The organism is Lentzea alba, from assembly GCF_047445655.1.
Classification (GTDB): domain Bacteria; phylum Actinomycetota; class Actinomycetes; order Mycobacteriales; family Pseudonocardiaceae; genus Lentzea; species Lentzea alba_A.
The window spans coordinates 64,437-80,779 of record NZ_JAJAEG010000041.1 but is presented as its reverse complement, the minus strand read 5'-3'; the positions used below and the strand labels follow the sequence as shown (position 1 = coordinate 80,779).

At 68.0% G+C, this 16,343-nt stretch carries 19 protein-coding genes; 12 read left to right on the top strand and 7 right to left on the bottom strand.

The window, feature by feature from the left end; all coding sequences use genetic code 11:
• Positions 1-375 precede the first annotated feature (375 nt).
• The 3 genes from LFM09_RS43775 to LFM09_RS43765 are packed head-to-tail and all read left to right on the top strand — an operon-like array spanning position 376 to position 3,196.
• Positions 376-2,151, top strand: coding sequence for a 3-hydroxyacyl-CoA dehydrogenase family protein (locus LFM09_RS43775; RefSeq protein ID WP_414102533.1), 1,776 nt, complete (start codon positions 376-378; stop codon positions 2,149-2,151).
• 43 nt (positions 2,152-2,194) lie between these two features.
• The gene (locus LFM09_RS43770) at positions 2,195-2,776 is read left to right on the top strand and encodes a DUF3558 family protein (protein WP_414102532.1); all 582 of its coding nucleotides are present in this window, start codon (positions 2,195-2,197) and stop codon (positions 2,774-2,776) included.
• A gap of 39 nt (positions 2,777-2,815) precedes the next feature.
• A complete protein-coding gene (locus LFM09_RS43765; protein WP_414102531.1) occupies positions 2,816-3,196 on the top strand; it encodes a hypothetical protein in 381 nt (126 codons plus the stop codon).
• Here the strand turns inward: LFM09_RS43765 and LFM09_RS43760 are convergent.
• Positions 3,141-3,341 carry an FmdB family zinc ribbon protein gene (locus tag LFM09_RS43760; RefSeq protein ID WP_414102530.1) on the bottom strand — a complete coding sequence of 67 codons (201 nt, stop codon included), beginning with the start codon at positions 3,339-3,341 and terminating at the stop codon, positions 3,141-3,143. The genes LFM09_RS43765 and LFM09_RS43760 overlap by 56 nt on opposite strands.
• 32 nt (positions 3,342-3,373) lie before the next feature.
• Between LFM09_RS43760 and LFM09_RS43755 the strand changes: the two genes are divergently transcribed.
• On the top strand, positions 3,374-3,667 hold the full coding sequence (locus LFM09_RS43755; protein ID WP_414102529.1) for a hypothetical protein: 294 nt from the start codon (positions 3,374-3,376) through the stop codon (positions 3,665-3,667).
• On the opposite strand, the gene LFM09_RS43750 is transcribed toward LFM09_RS43755, so the two are convergent.
• Positions 3,668-4,351 carry an alpha/beta fold hydrolase gene (locus tag LFM09_RS43750; protein ID WP_414102528.1) on the bottom strand — a complete coding sequence of 228 codons (684 nt, stop codon included), beginning with the start codon at positions 4,349-4,351 and terminating at the stop codon, positions 3,668-3,670. It abuts the gene before it with no gap.
• On the bottom strand, positions 4,351-4,896 hold the full coding sequence (locus LFM09_RS43745) for a GNAT family N-acetyltransferase (RefSeq protein WP_414102527.1): 546 nt from the start codon (positions 4,894-4,896) through the stop codon (positions 4,351-4,353). The genes LFM09_RS43750 and LFM09_RS43745 overlap by 1 nt, the downstream gene beginning before the upstream one ends.
• A gap of 18 nt (positions 4,897-4,914) precedes the next feature.
• Between LFM09_RS43745 and LFM09_RS43740 the strand changes: the two genes are divergently transcribed.
• A complete protein-coding gene (locus tag LFM09_RS43740) occupies positions 4,915-5,442 on the top strand; it encodes a histidine phosphatase family protein (RefSeq protein WP_414102526.1) in 528 nt (175 codons plus the stop codon).
• Between the two features lie 12 nt (positions 5,443-5,454).
• On the opposite strand, the gene LFM09_RS43735 is transcribed toward LFM09_RS43740, so the two are convergent.
• Both LFM09_RS43735 and ccrA read right to left on the bottom strand, forming a co-directional pair.
• Positions 5,455-6,708, bottom strand: a complete 1,254-nt coding sequence (locus tag LFM09_RS43735; protein WP_414102525.1) for a chromosome segregation protein — start codon at positions 6,706-6,708, stop codon at positions 5,455-5,457.
• Positions 6,709-6,744: 36 nt separating this feature from the next.
• Positions 6,745-8,058: a crotonyl-CoA carboxylase/reductase gene (ccrA, locus tag LFM09_RS43730; protein WP_414102524.1), complete on the bottom strand. Its 1,314-nt coding sequence runs from the start codon at positions 8,056-8,058 to the stop codon at positions 6,745-6,747.
• A gap of 164 nt (positions 8,059-8,222) precedes the next feature.
• Here ccrA and LFM09_RS43725 point away from each other — a divergent pair, with 164 nt between their 5' ends.
• Complete coding sequence (locus LFM09_RS43725) at positions 8,223-8,582, top strand: SPW repeat protein (protein WP_414102539.1); 360 nt, start codon at positions 8,223-8,225, stop codon at positions 8,580-8,582.
• A 69-nt stretch (positions 8,583-8,651) separates the two neighbouring features.
• Positions 8,652-9,221 carry a TetR/AcrR family transcriptional regulator gene (locus LFM09_RS43720; RefSeq protein ID WP_414102523.1) on the top strand — a complete coding sequence of 190 codons (570 nt, stop codon included), beginning with the start codon at positions 8,652-8,654 and terminating at the stop codon, positions 9,219-9,221.
• On the opposite strand, the gene mce is transcribed toward LFM09_RS43720, so the two are convergent.
• Positions 9,181-9,630, bottom strand: a complete 450-nt coding sequence (gene mce, locus LFM09_RS43715; protein ID WP_414102522.1) for a methylmalonyl-CoA epimerase — start codon at positions 9,628-9,630, stop codon at positions 9,181-9,183. The two genes, LFM09_RS43720 and mce, sit on opposite strands and share 41 nt — an antisense overlap.
• Before the next feature lie 125 nt (positions 9,631-9,755).
• Here mce and LFM09_RS43710 point away from each other — a divergent pair, with 125 nt between their 5' ends.
• From LFM09_RS43710 to LFM09_RS43690, 5 genes are all read left to right on the top strand, one after another.
• Complete coding sequence (locus LFM09_RS43710; protein WP_166043636.1) at positions 9,756-10,946, top strand: acetyl-CoA C-acetyltransferase; 1,191 nt, start codon at positions 9,756-9,758, stop codon at positions 10,944-10,946.
• A 9-nt stretch (positions 10,947-10,955) separates the two neighbouring features.
• Complete coding sequence (meaB, locus tag LFM09_RS43705; protein ID WP_414102521.1) at positions 10,956-11,900, top strand: methylmalonyl Co-A mutase-associated GTPase MeaB; 945 nt, start codon at positions 10,956-10,958, stop codon at positions 11,898-11,900.
• Positions 11,897-12,505, top strand: coding sequence for a hypothetical protein (locus LFM09_RS43700; protein ID WP_414102520.1), 609 nt, complete (start codon positions 11,897-11,899; stop codon positions 12,503-12,505). Before meaB ends, LFM09_RS43700 begins: the two co-directional genes overlap by 4 nt.
• A 142-nt stretch (positions 12,506-12,647) precedes the next feature.
• Positions 12,648-14,156: a GAF domain-containing sensor histidine kinase gene (locus LFM09_RS43695; RefSeq protein WP_414102519.1), complete on the top strand. Its 1,509-nt coding sequence runs from the start codon at positions 12,648-12,650 to the stop codon at positions 14,154-14,156.
• Positions 14,147-14,800 carry a response regulator gene (locus tag LFM09_RS43690; RefSeq protein ID WP_414102518.1) on the top strand — a complete coding sequence of 218 codons (654 nt, stop codon included), beginning with the start codon at positions 14,147-14,149 and terminating at the stop codon, positions 14,798-14,800. The genes LFM09_RS43695 and LFM09_RS43690 overlap by 10 nt, the downstream gene beginning before the upstream one ends.
• Here the strand turns inward: LFM09_RS43690 and LFM09_RS43685 are convergent.
• On the bottom strand, positions 14,797-16,083 hold the full coding sequence (locus LFM09_RS43685) for a glycosyltransferase family 2 protein (RefSeq protein WP_414102538.1): 1,287 nt from the start codon (positions 16,081-16,083) through the stop codon (positions 14,797-14,799). The genes LFM09_RS43690 and LFM09_RS43685 overlap by 4 nt on opposite strands.
• Positions 16,084-16,343: the final 260 nt, after the last annotated feature.

The following is a 16,343-nucleotide window of genomic DNA, read 5'->3' as shown; positions in this document are numbered from 1 at the left end:
CCTACAACGAAACAACCGCCTGGGCACACCACACCAACATCAACAACGCCGCCGCTTGACATCCCCAGCAACTGGGATGTCTTCGCCATCGGGACGGCTCGCCTGCGGCATCGCATGAGAGGCGTCGCCTTCGGCTCCGCATGCCTGGCTTCCGCGCCTCACCTCCCCGTGAACGCGCCCCCACCCGGATGGCGCAACTTTCTGCTGGTCCACAGGGGTTCAGCTCGCGCGGGAGTGGGTCTAGGCGTTTGCTAGACCGATAACTGTTTCGATCCTGATGGCGAAGCTCACGGCCAGGGTTTGCGCTGGGAGTGGCATAGTCGCCCGCAAGTTACTCCTTGGTAGCCCACGCTTTACCCCGCAGGGAGGTCTGCAGTGGCGCGCGAAATCAACACCGTCGGAGTCGTCGGCTTCGGAACCATGGGCGCGGGCATCGTTGAGGTACTTGCGCGCACCGGGCTCGCGGTGAAGGTGGTGGAAGTCGACGCGGCTGGCGTTGAGCGTGGGCTCGGGCACCTCGAGCACTCGACGCAGCGGGCCGTTAAGCGCGAGAAGCTCACCGAGGAAGAGAAGGTGGCGCTTCGCGAGCGCGTCTCGATCTCGTTGGACCTCGCTGACCTCGCTGATTGCGACCTCGTCATCGAGGCTGTGCCGGAGAGCGTCGAGCTGAAGGTTCAGGTCTTCAAGGCGTTGGATCAGGTTCTTGCGCCGGAAGCGATCATCGCTTCGAACACGTCGTCGTTGTCGATCACTGAGATCGGTGTGGTGACCAGGCGGCCCGGCAAGGTTGTTGGCCTGCACTTCTTCAACCCCACGCAGGTGTTGAAGTTGGTCGAGGTGGTCAAGACCGTCGTCACGGAGCCTGACGTGATCACGGACGTGGTGGCGTTCACCGAGCGGCTTGGGAAGTCGCCGGTGGTCATCGGGGACCGGGCTGGGTTCATCGCCAACGCGTTGCTCTTCCCGTACCTCAACCACGCGGTGAAGATGCTGGAGTCGCGGTACGCGACTCGTGAGGACCTGGACGCGGCCATGCGGTACGGGTGTGGGTACCCGATGGGGCCGTTGGCGCTGTTGGACCTCATTGGGCTCGACACCGCGTACGAGATCCTCGACACGATGTACCACCAGTCGCGCAACCGGCTGCATGCGCCTGCGCCGCTGCTCAAGCAGATGATCACGGCTGGGTTGCTCGGCCGGAAGTCCGGGCGTGGCTTCTACACCTACGACGGGCCGGACTCGCCGGTGGTCGTGAAGGATGCGCAGACGCCGTCCGAAGTGGACAGTTCGGTGCAGACCCGTGAGGTTCAGCGGGTCGGTGTCATCGGCACCGGCACGATGGCGACCGGGATCGCCGAGGTGTTCGCCAAGCGCGGGTACGACGTGGTTTTGCGTGCTCGGAGCTTGGAGAAGGCCGAGAAGGCCATTGGTGCGGTGCGGAAGTCGTTGGAGCGGGCGGTTTCCAAGGGCAAGTTGAGTGAGGCCGACCGCGACGCGACGTTGGGCCGGATTGCGCCTGCGGTCGAGTTCGTGGAGTTGGCGGACTGCGATCTTGTTGTTGAGGCCGTTGCCGAGGAGATCGGGATCAAGAAGGAGGTCTTCGCGGCGCTCGACGAGGTGTGCAAGCCCGGTGCTGTGCTCGCTACGACCACGTCTTCGTTGCCGGTCATCGAGGTTGCTGCGGCCACCAGCAGGCCTGCTGACGTTGTTGGCCTGCACTTCTTCAACCCGGCGCAGGTCATGAAGCTGGTGGAGGTCGTTGAGACGATCTCCACGGGTGCTGATGTGGTCGCTACGGCTCGCAAGATCTGTCTTGACCTCGGTAAGCACCCGGTGCACTGCGGTGACGTGGCCGGGTTCATCGTCAACGCGTTGTTGTTCCCGTACCTCAACGACGCGGTGAAGATGCTGGAGGCCCACTACGCGGAGGCCGACGACATCGACAACGCGATGAAGGTCGGCTGTGGGTTGCCGATGGGGCCGTTCGCGCTGTTGGACGTTGTGGGGCTGGACGTGTCGCTGGCTATTCAGCGCACGCTTTACAACGAGTTCCGTGAGCCTGGGTTCGCGCCGGCGCCGTTGTTGGAGCACCTGGTCACCGCTGGGCGGCTTGGGCGCAAGACGGGTAAGGGATTCCGGGACTACTCGTGAGCCGCTAACAGGAGCACCATGTCTCGTCTGGCATGGTGGGGGCATGCGGCGACTGGTGCTCCTGTTGGCTGTCCTCCTGCTCGCGTCCGGCTGTGCCCGGACGACCGTCGGGGGCAGTCCGGTCGCGCAGGCGCCGCTCGACATCGAGTCGCCGTTCGAGCAGAAGGAGTCCACCGACCCGAGTGAGTCGGAGGATCCCGAGACCGCGCCGATCGACGGCGAGGTGCAGGGTGTGTGCGCGAAGCTCAAGTGGACCGACCTGCCGTACCCCGGCGCCAAGGCCGAGACGCCGCCCACGCAGATCAACTACGACTCGACGTTCGACCAGTCGTGCCGGTGGACCACGAAGGTCGACAACTTCGAGGTCGGGGTCTCCCTGCGGTACCGCGAGGGGCGCGAGATCACCATCGAGCGCACCACCGGTGACTGGGACGTCAAGGGGCACAAGGTCACCTACCTCGACCGCTCGGACGAGGAGGGGGTCGAGCCCTCGTGCGTGCTCGTCGTGCCCTATGAGGGTGGTGGGCTCGGGATCATCATCATCGACTCGTCCGGCAAGTTCGGCACCGTCTGCGACCAGGGGCGGAAGGTCGCCGAGGTGATGATCGACCGCGAGACGTCCTGACGGCTGTCACATTCCGGGCGGCTGTGGCGTCTGAGGTGCATGGTCAGACTCCTGCACGCCATCGTTGCTCTGCAGACCGTGCTCGTCTTCGTTCAGTCGATCACGGCAGGGCTGAGGACGACTGTTGCTGACGGGCACGTCCTGCACAGCGCGGGCTCGTACACGTTGTGGATCGTGACGGTCGCCCACGTCGTTGTCGCGGTTCTCGCGTGGCGGCCGGGCGGCGGGTCAGCCCGGGCCGTCTGGTACGCGCTCGGGTTCCTGGCGCTGATCACCGCGCAGGTGTTCGCCGGGCTCTATCACCTGACGGCGCTGCACATCCCGCTCGCCGCCGCGCTGCTCGTCGCCAGCGTGCTGTACCTCGTCAGCCTCCGCAGCACCCGCCACCACAGCAGCCACCCTGCGCGGGCTGCTGCTTAGTGCCGCCGATTCCGGCCATGGACAGCAGTTTGACCGTGTCGGGGTGGCCTTCCGGGCAGCTCGCCGGCGAGGACGACTCGCTCATCGGGCGCTGCACGTCGAAGGTGTCGTCGCAGGTTCGGCAACGGAACTCGTAGGTCGGCACGGACTGATTCTACGAGCGGTTAACGTGTCGCTGTGCCACGTCGTAACGCGCCCAAGAACGAAGATCCCCGGCCCCTCGGCGGCGGCGTCGGGTGGGCCCGCGCCGAGTCGGGCCCGGACGGCGAGTGGCTGGTCCGCGCGATCTCGGGCACCCAGGCGCAGAAGACCTACCGCTGCCCCGGCTGCGACCACGAGATCCGGCCCGGCACGCCGCACCTCGTGGCGTGGCCCGCCGAGGAGACCGGCTCGGTCGAGGAACGCCGCCACTGGCACCAGGGCTGCTGGGAGTCGCGCGGCCGGCGTGGACCGCCCGCGCGACGCTGGTAGCTAGAGCCCTACCTGCTCTCGCCACCGTTCCAGCCGGGCGCGGAATTCCTCGGGCTGCTCGACAGGCGGCAGGTGTCCCGAGTCCTCGATGCGTTCGCTGGTGGCGTGTTTGAGCGTCACAGCGAGCTTCGCGGCCACGTCGGGAGGCGTGAGCTTGTCGTGCTCGCCCACGAGGACGAGTGATGGGACGTCCAGTGTCTCCAGCACGCCCGTGGAGTCGGGCCGCTTCGCCATCGCTCGTTGCCACCACGCCACGTCCTCGGCGCGTTGGTCCAGAATCATCGTGCGCACCACCGCTTTCGCCGCGTCCGAGGCGTTCGGGCCGACCAGGTTCGGCAGCGTCGCCTCCACGAGCCACTCGCCGACGCCCTCACGCTCCACCCGGTCCGCCATCGCGTGCCGGTTCGCGGCGGCCTCCTGGGTGTCCGCGGTGTGCTTGGTGTCGACGAAGACCAGGCCCTTCACACGTTTCGGCGCCTGCCTGAGCACCGCCATCGCGACGTAGCCGCCCATCGAACACCCGCCGAGCAGGACCTGTTCGCGGGGAAGTTCGGCGATGATCTGGCTCGCAAGCGTGTCGAGGTCGGGTTCGCCGTGCCCGCGCAGGCTCGGCGTGAGCGCACCCGGCACGTCCCACATCCGCGCGTCGAGCGGAAAGGCGTGCAACAGCACCAGGTCTTCCATCAGCCCTCCCACTCCGGCGCCAGCACCGACCACACCTCGAGGTCCTGCCGAACCCCGCGGTACACGAAGTACGAGCGCAGCACGCCGTCCCTCGTCATCCCGAGCCGCCGGGCGACCGCGATGCTGGGCGCGTTCTTCGACGACACCAGCCACTCAACCCGATGCATGCCGCGCTCGCGAATCGCCCAGTTGACGAGCACCTTCGCCGCCCGCGTGATCAGCCCCTTGCCGGTCGCGCTCGGTTCGAGCCAGCACCCGACCTCGGCACGGCCCTGCGCGGCGTCCATCTCCCGGAACAACACGCCGCCGACCAGCTTGTCCTCCAGCCAGATCCCGAAGATCCGCCCGGCGTCGGCGGCGGCCTTGTCGGCGTAGCGCTGCAGCAGGTTCCGCGCGCTGTCGAGGTCCTTCGCGGCGTCCGCGAAGGCGATGTGCTGCCCGATGAACTCGCGTCCGCGCTCCATGTGCGCGAAGAACTCTTCTGCCTGCCACGGCTCCAGCGGCCTCAGCTCGGCGCCGTCGCCCAACGACCTCACGAACATCATTTCCCCCATGATGGATGCGTGCCTACCCGAATCGTATTGGTGCGTCATGCGCAGTCCGTCTGGCCACGCCTCGGGGTGCCCGACTCCGATGAGCGGCCCCTGAGCGCGGACGGGCTGGCGTCGGCTCAGGCGCTGGTGCCGAGGCTGGTGGCGTTCGCGCCGGTGGCGGTGTTGTCGAGTCCGCAACGGCGTGCTGTGCAGACGGTTGAGCCGACTGCTGAGGCGCTGGGGTTGCCGGTGACGACGTGGCCGACGCTGCGGGAGTGGGAGTCAGGTCTGCTGCCGAGCTCGGACTGGGAGGCGCCGTACGCCTGCAGCTGGGCGAACCCGTCGTTCGCGCACGGGTCGGGGGAGAGCCTCGACGAGCTGACGGTGCGGGCCGGGAAGGCGTTGGCGCGCATGGCAGAGGAGTACCCGGACGCCACGGTGGTGGTGGGATCGCACGGGACGTTCCTGGCGCGGGCGTTGATCGCGGCAGGGCATCACGCGGACTGGGAGTCCAGCCGCGCGATGCCGATGCCGGCGATCTACGAGGTCATGCGCTGAAGGATTGCGGTGTCAGGACTTCTTGGCCGGCTGCGGCCGGGCGATCTGGGCGGTCGGGCCGTCCAGCTGGGGCTGCCCGGCGGGCTTGGCCGGTGCGGCCGGCTTGGCCTGCGGCGCGTTCTGAGCCGGAGTGGCGGCCGGGCCGGGCTGCGCCGGAGCGGCCTGAGGCGCGGCAGCCGGTGCGGCCTGAGGCGCCGGCGGGGCCTGGGCGGGCACCTGCGAGCCACCCTCAGCCGGAGCCGGAGCCACGGCCGCGGACTCCTTCTCCTCGTCCACCGGGTCGAGCAGCGGCACGACCTCCTGCAGCGCCGTCCGCACGTTGTGGAGCTGGTGCGAGAGGCGGTTGCGGAGGTTGCGGAGCTGGTCGACGCGCTGGGTGGCGGCGGTGGTGCGGCGGTTCGCTTCCTCGGTGGCCTCGCGGACTCGGCGGTTCGCCTCGTCGGTGGCCTCCTGGATGCGGGCCGTGGCCTCGGTGATCGAGTCGTGGCGGCGGCGGTTGGCCTCTTCGGTGGCCTCGCGGACGCGGCGTTCGGCTTCGGCCTTGGACGTGGTCTGTTCGGAGGCGATCGCGGCACGCACGCGCGCGGCTTCCTCGGCGGCCTCGCGCAGGCGGCGGTCGGCCTCGGTCTTCGACGAGGCCTCCTGCTGGGCCAGGGTCGCCATCGCCTCGGAGCGGCGGGCGGCCATCGCGATCTCGAAGTCCTCTTCGACGGTCACGCGGCGGGCCTCGGACTCGTCGGCGATCTTGCGGGCGGCGCTCTCGGCCTCGGAGACGATCTTCTCGGCCTCCGCGCGAGCCGTTTCCAGAACGCCCTTGTGCTCGGCCTCCATGGCGGCGCGGCGCTCGTCGAGCTCGAGGATCAGCTTCTCGTAGCGCTGGCGGAGCACACCCGCGTCGGCTTCCGCCTTGGCGCGGATGTGCCCGCCCTCTGCTTCTGCGCGGGCCTTGATCTCGTTGGCCTCGTCCTGGGCCAGCCGCAGCATGCGCTGGAGGCGCTCGGAGAGCCCCTCCAGCGTCGTCGGCGGCAGTGACAGGCGCTCCACCTGGCTGCGCAGCTCGGTCATCTCCGAGCGTGCGGCTTCCAGCTGTCGCGCCAGATCTGACGTCTGGGAGACGGCGGCATCGCGGTCCGCGGCCAGCAGCCGCAGGTCCGAGTCGAGGCGTTCGAGATGGTCCTCGACCTGAGCGCGGTCGTAACCGCGCTTGACGATGTCGAAGCCGGATCCCAGAGGGACGAGGTCACGGTCGTCGGCGAGGGGGCCCATACCCCTCACGCTACCCGTTCGGGTAACCCCGGAAGGTCACACACCCCGGAATCGGTTGATGGCCGTGAGGTGCTTCGCGCGCATCTCGTGATCGAGAACACCCAAACCCTCTTCCGGGGCAAGGCACAGCACGCCGACCTTGCCCTGGTGCGCATTCCGGTGGACGTCGAAAGCCGCCTGGCCCGTTTCGTCCATTGAGTACACCTTGGACACTGTCGGGTGGATCTTTCCCTTGGCGACCAAGCGGTTCGCCTCCCACGCCTCGCGGTAGTTCGCGAAGTGCGAGGAGATGATCGACTTCAGGTTCATCCACAGGTAGCGGTTGTCGTACTGGTGCATGTAACCGGAGGTCGACGCGCACGTCACGATCTTGCCGCCCTTGCGCGTCACGAAGACCGACGCGCCGAACGTCTCACGGCCGGGGTGCTCGAACACGATGTCCGGGTCCTCGCCACCGGTCAGCTCGCGGATCTTCGCGCCGAAGCGCTTCCACTCGCGCGGGTCCTGCTCGTGCTCGTTCTTCCAGAACTTGTAGCCCTCGGCGGAGCGGTCGATGATCAGTTCGGCACCCATGGAACGAACGATCTCCGCCTTCTCCGGCGAGGAGACGACGCAAATCGGCGTCGCGCCACCGTTCAACGCGAACTGCGTGGCGTACGAACCGAGTCCGCCGGACGCACCCCAGATCAGCACGGTGTCGCCCTGCTTCATGTTGCCGCCGTTCACCGACACCAGCTGCCGGTACGCGGTGGAGTTCACGAGCCCTGGCGACGCGGCCTCTTCCCACGTGAGGTGCTTGGGCATCGGCATCAGCTGGTTCGACTTCACCAGCGCGAGGTCGGCGAGACCACCGAAGTTCGTCTCGAAGCCCCAGATCCGCTGCTGCGGGTCGAGCATCGTGTCGTTGTGCCCGTCCGGTGCCTCCAGTGGCACGTCCAGACAGTGCGCGACAACGCGGTCGCCCGGCTTCCACGCGGTGACGCCGGGGCCGACGCGCACGACGACACCGGCCAGGTCCGAGCCGACCACGTGGTACGGCAGGTCGTGGCGGCCGCCCAGCTTCTTCAGGAAGCCGAACGTGGACACGGGCTCGAAGATCGAGGTCCACACGGTGTTGTAGTTGATCGCGGACGCCATGACGGCGACCAGCGCCTCGCCGGGGCCGAGCTCCGGCGTGGCGACCTCGTCGACGTGCAGCGACTTGCGCGGGTCCTTGTCCCGCGTCTCGAGGCCCGAGAACATGTCGGCCTCGTCCGCGTGCACGGTCACGCCCCGATAGCTCTCCGGAACGTCCAAGGAACCGATCGCGTCCAGCTCGTCGGCCAGGATCGCGTCAAGGATCTTCTGCACGGCGGCATTCCTTCCCTAGTGAGGGATCGTCGCAGGTTGCCGGAGGTTACCGGCCAGTAAACGATCCAGATTCGCACCTGTGAGGGATTCCACTGAGATTTCTTGACCGGGCGGCCAACCAAGGAGGAGCATCGAGGGTGTCCGAGAAGGAGGAGGTGGAGGTAATGACCAAGGCGTGGACCAGGTGGCAGGACTGGGCCGAAGTTGCGATCGGCGTGCTGGTGCTGCTCTCTCCGCTCGTCGTGGACACCTCGAACGCGGCCATGTGGACGATGATCGTGCTCGGCGCGCTCATCGCGATCGACGGACTCGTCGACCTCGCCATGCCCGCGATGATCTACGGGGAGTACGTGCAGATGGTGCTCGGCGCACTGCTGTTCATCTCGCCGTGGGTGATGAGCTACACCGACATGACGGCCGCCTCGTGGGCGTCCTGGGTCGGTGGTGTGCTCACCGTGGCCGCTGGCGCTCTGGCGATGCCGGAAGCGAACAGGGCACACTCGGCTGCGGCTCAGCCGCACTGATCAAGTCAGCAACCCGTGGGCCCAGGAGCGAGATCTTGGGCCCACGTACCCGTGTCACGGGAGGACCGCGTGGAGGATTCGGCCAAGGAGCGCATCCTGGCCGCGGCCGAGGAGCTGTTCGCCGACTCCGGCTTCGACGCCACCCCGACCTCGCGCATCGCCGAACGCGCCGGCGTGCCCAAGGGCCTGGTGCACTACTACTTCAACCGCAAGAGGGACCTGCTGGCCGCGTTGGTCGCACGGTTGCCGGACAGCACGGTCGACCACCGCAGGGTCGTAGTGGTGGGTGACATCGCGGAGTCGTTGAGAAGGCTCGTCGCGGCACTTGACGCGCGCTTGAACGCGTCACCGTTGCTGTCGCACCTGCTGTGGCGTGAAGCGGATACGCATTCGGCTGTCCGCGACGCGATGCAGGCGCGCTACGACAACGTTGCGGCGCAGATCAAACAGGTCATCCTCGCCGCGGGTGGCGCGGCGGTGGCGATCAAGGACGTCGAAGCGGCGGCGGCACTCCTCGCGCTGGCCGTGAGCTACCGGCACTCGGTGGCGCGGCACAGCGACGAGGAGGACCCGATCGACAGGGAACTGACGTTCGTGGCTAGTGCGCTGATCCAGCCGCAGGTTCGACCAGCTCGATGAGCACACCGCCGGCGTCCTTCGGGTGCACGAAGTTGACCCGGCTGTTCGACGTGCCGCGGCGCGCCTCGTCGTAGAGCAGGCGCAGCCCTTTCGCGCGCAACGCGTCCGCCGCGACGTCCACATCGGACACCCTGTAGGCGAGCTGCTGCAGGCCGGGGCCGGAGCGGCCGATGAACTTGGCGATCGTCGAGTCCTCGTTCAGCGGCGCGAGCAGCTGGATCGCGGTGCCGTCGTGGTCGCCGGGCGCGTGCAGCATCGCCTCGCGCACGCCCTGCTCCTCGTTCACCTCTTGGTGGGCCACTTCGAGGCCGAAGTTGTCGCGGTAGAACGCGATCGCGACGTCGAGATCGGGCACCGCGATGCCCACGTGGTCGATCGCGGTCACGAATCGAGCGATGTCTGCGTTCATGGGTAGGGAGGGTAGCTACCTGATCGGTGCAGGTGTCCCTGTGCGGGGTCTCACACGATTACCGCCCAGTAGCCACAGGTATGGTGCCTAGTTAACGACCGTTCGCTCTTCCAATGGAGGCAGTTGTGTCCGGTTCCGTGATCGTCGCCGGGGCGCGTACCCCGATGGGCCGACTGCTGGGATCGCTCAAGGACTTCTCCGGCGCCCAGCTCGGTGGCGTCGCGATCAAGGCGGCGCTGGAACGTGCGGGCGTCGCTCCCGAGCAGGTGCAGTACGTGATCATGGGTCAGGTGCTCACCGCGGGCGCCGGTCAGATCCCCGCGCGCCAGGCCGCGGTCGCCGCCGGGATTCCGATGAGCGTCCCCGCGCTGACCATCAACAAGGTGTGCCTGTCCGGCATCGACGCGATCGCGCTGGCGGACCAGCTCATCCGCGCGGGTGAGTTCGACGTCGTCGTGGCCGGTGGCCAGGAGTCGATGACCCAGGCGCCGCACCTGCTGCCCAAGTCGCGCAGCGGCTTCAAGTACGGCGACGTGCAGCTGCAGGACCACATGGCGCACGACGGCCTGTTCTGCGCGTTCGACCAGGTCGCGATGGGCGTCTCGACCGAGAAGTACAACGCCCGTTACAACGTGACGCGCGAGGAGCAGGACGCGTTCTCCGCGCGTTCGCACCAGCTCGCCGCGAAGGCCGCCGAGAACGGTGTCTTCGAAGCCGAGATCGCGCCGGTCGCGATCCCGCAGCGCAAGGGCGACCCGATCCTGTTCAGCACGGACGAGGGCGTCCGCGCGGACACCACCGCCGACTCGCTCGGCAAGCTGCGCCCGGCGTTCGCCGCGGACGGCACCATCACCGCGGGTTCGGCGTCGCAGATCTCCGACGGCGCTGCCGCCGTCGTCGTGATGAGCAAGGCCAAGGCCGAGGAACTGGGCCTGGAGTGGATCGCGGAGATCGGCGCACACGGCGTCGTCGCCGGTCCGGACGCCTCGCTGCACGAGCAGCCGTCCAACGCGATCAAGGCCGCCTGCGCCAAGGAGGGCATCGAGCCCGCCGACCTCGACCTGGTCGAGATCAACGAGGCGTTCGCGGCGGTCGGCATCGTCTCGGCGCGTCAGCTCGGCGTGTCCGAGGACAAGGTCAACGTCAACGGCGGCGCCATCGCGCTGGGCCACCCGATCGGCATGTCCGGCGCCCGCATCGCGCTGCACCTCGCACTTGAGCTGCAGCGGCGTGGCGGCGGCGTGGGTGCAGCGGCGCTGTGCGGTGGCGGTGGTCAGGGCGATGCTCTGATCATCCGCGTGCCCGCCAAGGCCTAGCCTTTCGGTGTGGCTGTTGATGTAGGAGGACTGGTCGATCGCGCGCGTGACGGCGAACCGCGCGCGATCGCCAGGCTGATCTCCCTGGTCGAACAGGGGAGCGCCGCGCTGCCCGAGGTGGCCGCGGCCCTTGCGCCGCACACCGGGCACGCCCAGGTCATCGGGCTCACCGGCGCACCCGGTGTCGGCAAGTCGACTTCTACCAACGCCCTGGTGCGTGCTTTCCGCGAGCAGGGCAAGCGCGTGGCAGTGGTCGCCGTCGACCCGTCCAGCCCGTTCTCGGGCGGCGCGCTGCTGGGTGACCGGGTGCGGATGGGCGATCACGCCACAGACCCCGGTGTGTTCATTCGAAGCATGGCCACGCGCGGGCACCTGGGCGGGCTGTCCTGGGCGACCCCGCAGGCGTTGCGCGTGCTCGACGCGGCCGGGTTCGACGTGATCCTCGTGGAGACCGTCGGTGTCGGTCAGTCCGAGGTCGAGATCGTGGCGCTGGCCGACACGACGATCGTGCTGCTCGCGCCCGGCATGGGCGACGGCATCCAGGCCGCGAAGGCCGGGATTCTGGAGATCGCGGACGTGTTCGTGGTCAACAAGGCAGACCGCGACGGCGCGGATCAGACCGCCCGCGACCTCAAGTACATGATCTCGCTGGGCCGCCGCGACCGCGAGGGGCCACTGTGGCGCCCGCCGGTCGTGAAGACGGTCGCCGCGCGCATGGAAGGCCTGGACCTCGTCGTCGAGGCCATCGCCGAGCACCACGAGTGGATGGCCACGCACGGCGAGCTCGAAGAACGCCGGCTGCGGCGCGCGGGTGCCGAGATCGAGGCGATCGCGGTTGAACGTGTGCGAACGCGATTCGGTCCGGTCGACCAGCTGGCCAAGCGGGTGGTCGAGGGCGAGCTGGACCCGTTCGCCGCGGCAGAGCAGTTGATCAGCGGTAACCTGCCGGAATGACCGCTTGGGGAGCACCTCAACCCGTTGTCATCGACCTCGGCAAGAGCGACACCCGCAAGGTGCTGATCGGCGGCTCGGTCGCCGGCGTGCTCGGCATCCTCGCGCTGGTGGGGTCCGTCAGTGCGTTCCTGGACGGCGAACCGGTCGGTGGGACCATCGCGGGCATCATCGGCATCGCGTTCACCTTCATCGGCGTGATGGCGGTGGTGAAGTGGAAGACCATCTCCCGTCCGCGCAAGCTGATCATCGAACAGCAGGGCGTGCGTCTGGACGACCCGCAGGGCATGCCGTGGGCCGTCGGCTGGCAGGAGCTCGGCGCCGTCTCGATCTCGCGGACCCAGGAACGTGCCGTCCAACTCGCGGACGCCCTGGTCAAGCGCACTCTGGTACGCCTCGACCTGCACCCGCGCGACCCGGCGCGGTTCCGGCCGGGGCACCCGACGATGGAGCCGCTGTGGGAGTTCCACCGCGTGCAGAACGGCTACCGGCTGCCGCTCGGGGACTCGGCCGGGTTCATCGCTCCGATGGACCACGGGCTGCGCATGTTCGCGCCGCAGATCTACCGCGGAGTGATCGACGAGGGCTTCAGCGTCGGACTCCACTGAATGGGCTACTGGGCACCGCCCGTCTACTCTCAGTAGTCCCGGTTTTCACCGTTTGCAGTGATGGTCTCCCACTTGACTACTCTGGGGAGTTACCCTCAGTCGTTCGTACGGTGTCACTTCTCTCCCCCCAAGGGGTGAAGCCGTGGGCGGCAATGTGAGCACAGAACAGCGCGTGCTGGACGTTGTGCTGTCGTTCGCCGACGACGACACCCTTCCTGAGCTGCTGCGTCACGTCGTGGAATCCGCGTGCGAGCTCATCGATGCCCCCTACGGCGCCCTCGCCGTGATCAACGGCCACCGCGAGCTGCTCGAGTACACGCAGCACGACGGCCACGCGCACATCACGTCCGGTGACCCGCGCTCGATCGGTGCGGACGACTTCCTCGGCGCTCCCATCACGGTCGACGACGAGACGTTCGGCAACCTCTACCTGGCCGGCAAGGCCGGGTTCAGCGACCGGGACCGGGCCGTTCTCGCGGCGCTGGCCACGGCCGCGGGCTCGGCCATCGGTCACCTCGACCGCTACGAGCGGACGCGCAAGCGCGAGGTGTGGCTGCGTGCCGCGGCCGAGGTGACCATGAACCTGCTGACCGGCACGAACGGCCGTGACGCGCTCTACCTGGTCGCGAAGATCGCCAGAAGGACCGCCAACGCCCACTTCAGCGCGGTCGTGCTGCCCGACCACAACGGCGAGCTCGTGATCGAGGTGACCGACGGCGGCACCTACGACGCCGAGGGCATGCGCCTGCCCAAGGAGAGCACGGTCAGCTACCGGGTCTACGAGTCGGGCCAGGCCGAGTGCCACGCCGAGGGCAAGGTGCCGACGGTGCCCGGCCCGTGCGCCGTCGTGCCGCTGACCGTGGGCGACCGCACGATCGGTGTGCTGATCGTGGCCAGGCCCAAGGGCGAGCCCGAGTTCGACGACGCGGAGCTGCTCGAGGCGTTCGCCGCGCAGGCCGCGCTCGTCCTGGAGTTCACGCGGGCCCAGGGCGACACCGAACGGCTGGCGGTGCTGGAGGAACGCGACCGCATCGCGCGCGATCTGCACGACCTGGTCATCCAGCGGCTCTTCGGGCTCGGGCTGGGCCTGCAGGGGCTGACCGGTACGGGTCCCAAGCCTCAGCTCACCGAGCGGATCAGCGGGTTCGTGGAGGAGGTCGACCACACGATCCGCGAGATCCGCCGAACCATCTTCTCCCTGCAGGAACCGCCGCCAGGGGGCACGAGCCTGCGCGGCCAGTTGCTCAACGCGGTGCACGAGTCCGCCCGGCTGCTGGGGTTCGAGCCGGACGTCTCGCTGGAAGGGCCCCTCGACACGGTGGTGCCGGACCAGCTACGACCAGATCTGCTGGCAACGCTCAGAGAGGCGCTCACGAACGTTGTGCGCCATGCAAGAGCGCAGCACGTGTCCGTTGCCGTGAGCGTCAACCGCACGATGACTCGCCTGGAACTCGTTGTGAAGGACGACGGCAGAGGCTTGCCGTTGACTGAAGATTCCGGTGGCGTTCCCCATCACGCGGGCGGGCTCGCGAACATGGCGGCGCGAGCGCGGCGCCATCACGGCGACTGCGCGGTGGACTCGATCCCCGGCGCGGGTGTGAGCCTCACCTGGTTCGTCCCGTTGGTGCTGCAGGAGGCGACATGGCGATAGCGGTGCTGCTGGTGGACGACCACGAGATCGTCCGGCGCGGGTTGGTGCAGTTGCTGGCGCAGGCCGACGACATCTGCGTGGTGGGGCAGGCGGACAGCGCGACGGCCGCGATCGCGCAGGCGCCGGGGCTCAAGCCGGACGTGGCGATCATCGACGTCCGGTTGCCCGACGGCGACGGCGTCACGGTGTGCCGGGAGATCAGGAGCCTGGTGCAGCCGCCGCCCGCGTGCCTGATGCTGACGTCCTATTCGGACGACGAGGCGCTGTTCGGCGCGATCATGGCCGGAGCGTCCGGTTACATGCTGAAAGAGGTGTCGGGCAACGACCTCGTGGCCGCGGTCCGCACGCTGGCCACCGGCGGTTCGCTACTGCACGCCGGTGTCACGGCCACCGTGTTGCAACGGTTGCGGGGCGGGCCTGAGGAGGACCCGCGCTATGCCGCGCTGAGCCCGCAGGAACGCCGGATCCTCGATCTCATCGCCGAGGGCATGACGAACCGGCAGATCGCGAACCGGCTCTTCCTCGCCGAGAAGACCGTGAAGAACTACGTGTCGTCGTTGCTGCACAAGCTGGGCTTCGACCGCCGCACCGAGGCAGGCGTCTACGCAGCCCGGCGCAGACGCACGCACCCCGGCGCGTTCTAAGCAATCTTCGGTACCGGCTTGCCGGCCGGAATCTCCTTCTCCGCCAAGCGTTCCGTCTTCGCCCACGAGTTGCGTCCGGCGAAGTGCCGGAACAGCGCGCGCAACGTCGAGATCGAGCCCAGGATCAGGAATCCCGGATAAGCGAGCCCGACCGCGAGGCACCGCCACAACGGCTCGTCGGCGTGCCTGAGCCGGTGCACCGCGCTCCAGATCAGGCCGGGCAGCAGCAGCGCCACCGCCCAGATCCCCAACGCCAGCAAGGCGTTCGAGCCGCTCGCACTGAACCCGTCGATCTCGTGGCCGCTGAACTGCACGTAGAACCCGATGCCCACCAACGCGGTGATCAGCAACGTCATCGGCGCGACCAGCCACGGTGTCAGCAGGTACTGCAGGAACTCCAGCAGCGCAACGGATCCAACGTGCTTGGCCTTGAGCAGCTTCGGCACGTACCCGAGGCACTGCAGGTTGCCCTGGCCCCACCGGGTTCGTTGCCGCAGCAGGCGGTTCACGTCGATCAGGCCCTGCTGGGTGATCGTCGCGTGCGTGGCGTACCGGATGCGCTGGCCGGTCAGGTGCACGCGCAGGCCCAGTTCGAGGTCCTCGACCAGGCACGCGGACCACGGTGCGTCGCCCAGCTCCATCAACGTGGACAGCCGCACGAACTGGCCGTTGCCGCCGAGCCCGACCGTGCCCACGACGTCCCGCAGCGACTGCGAGGCGTCCACGACACAGCTGAACTCCAGGTCCTGCAGGAACGCCAGCAGGTTGTCCCGGTTGTGGATGCGGACCCGGCACTGCACGGCGCCGACCCCGCGTTGCGCGAAGTACTGCGTGATCTCGGAGAGCATGCCGGGCTCGCCGCGGCCGTCGCCGTCGATCACGCCGATGATCGTGCGGTGCACGGTCCCGTTCTCCTCGGCGATGCCGCGGACGTACCGGAACGCGTGGTTCAGCGCCTCACCCTTGCCCTTGCGGGCATCCGGCAGGTTGCGGCGCAGCACATGTAGACGATGGTCATCAATTTCTGCCAGTACGTTGGGCGTGCGGTCGTCCGAACCGTCGTCCACGACGACGACCTGAACGGGCGTGCGGGCGCCGTCCAGCGCTAACGCGGAACGCACGGTGTTCGCCACAACGCGTTCCTCGTTCAGTGCGGGAATGATGATCCAATACTGCAGGGGATGTCGGGAAGGCACTTCCGGTCCGCCTGGTTTCGGGCGCCACCAGGCGAACAGTGCGAGCACCAGGTTGTAACTGGGCCAAAACACGAGCAAGACGAGCATGAACGTGGCGAATTGCGTCGTGTCGGTCATGACACAAACCTGTCTACAAAAGCGGTTGCCCTTACAACTAGAGCGATCCGCGTGTTCTGTTCGGTCATTGCGGCTCCTGGTAACGAAGCGCTGGGCCGGTACGAGATACCAGACATCAGAGCCAGGAGCTGGTGTTCGAGGGCGAGACTAGGGCTGGCAGGGCGGAGCGTCAACCGGCCATATCGGGGACGAATGGAGCTTCGTTACACGAAGTTCGTAAAGCTAATCAC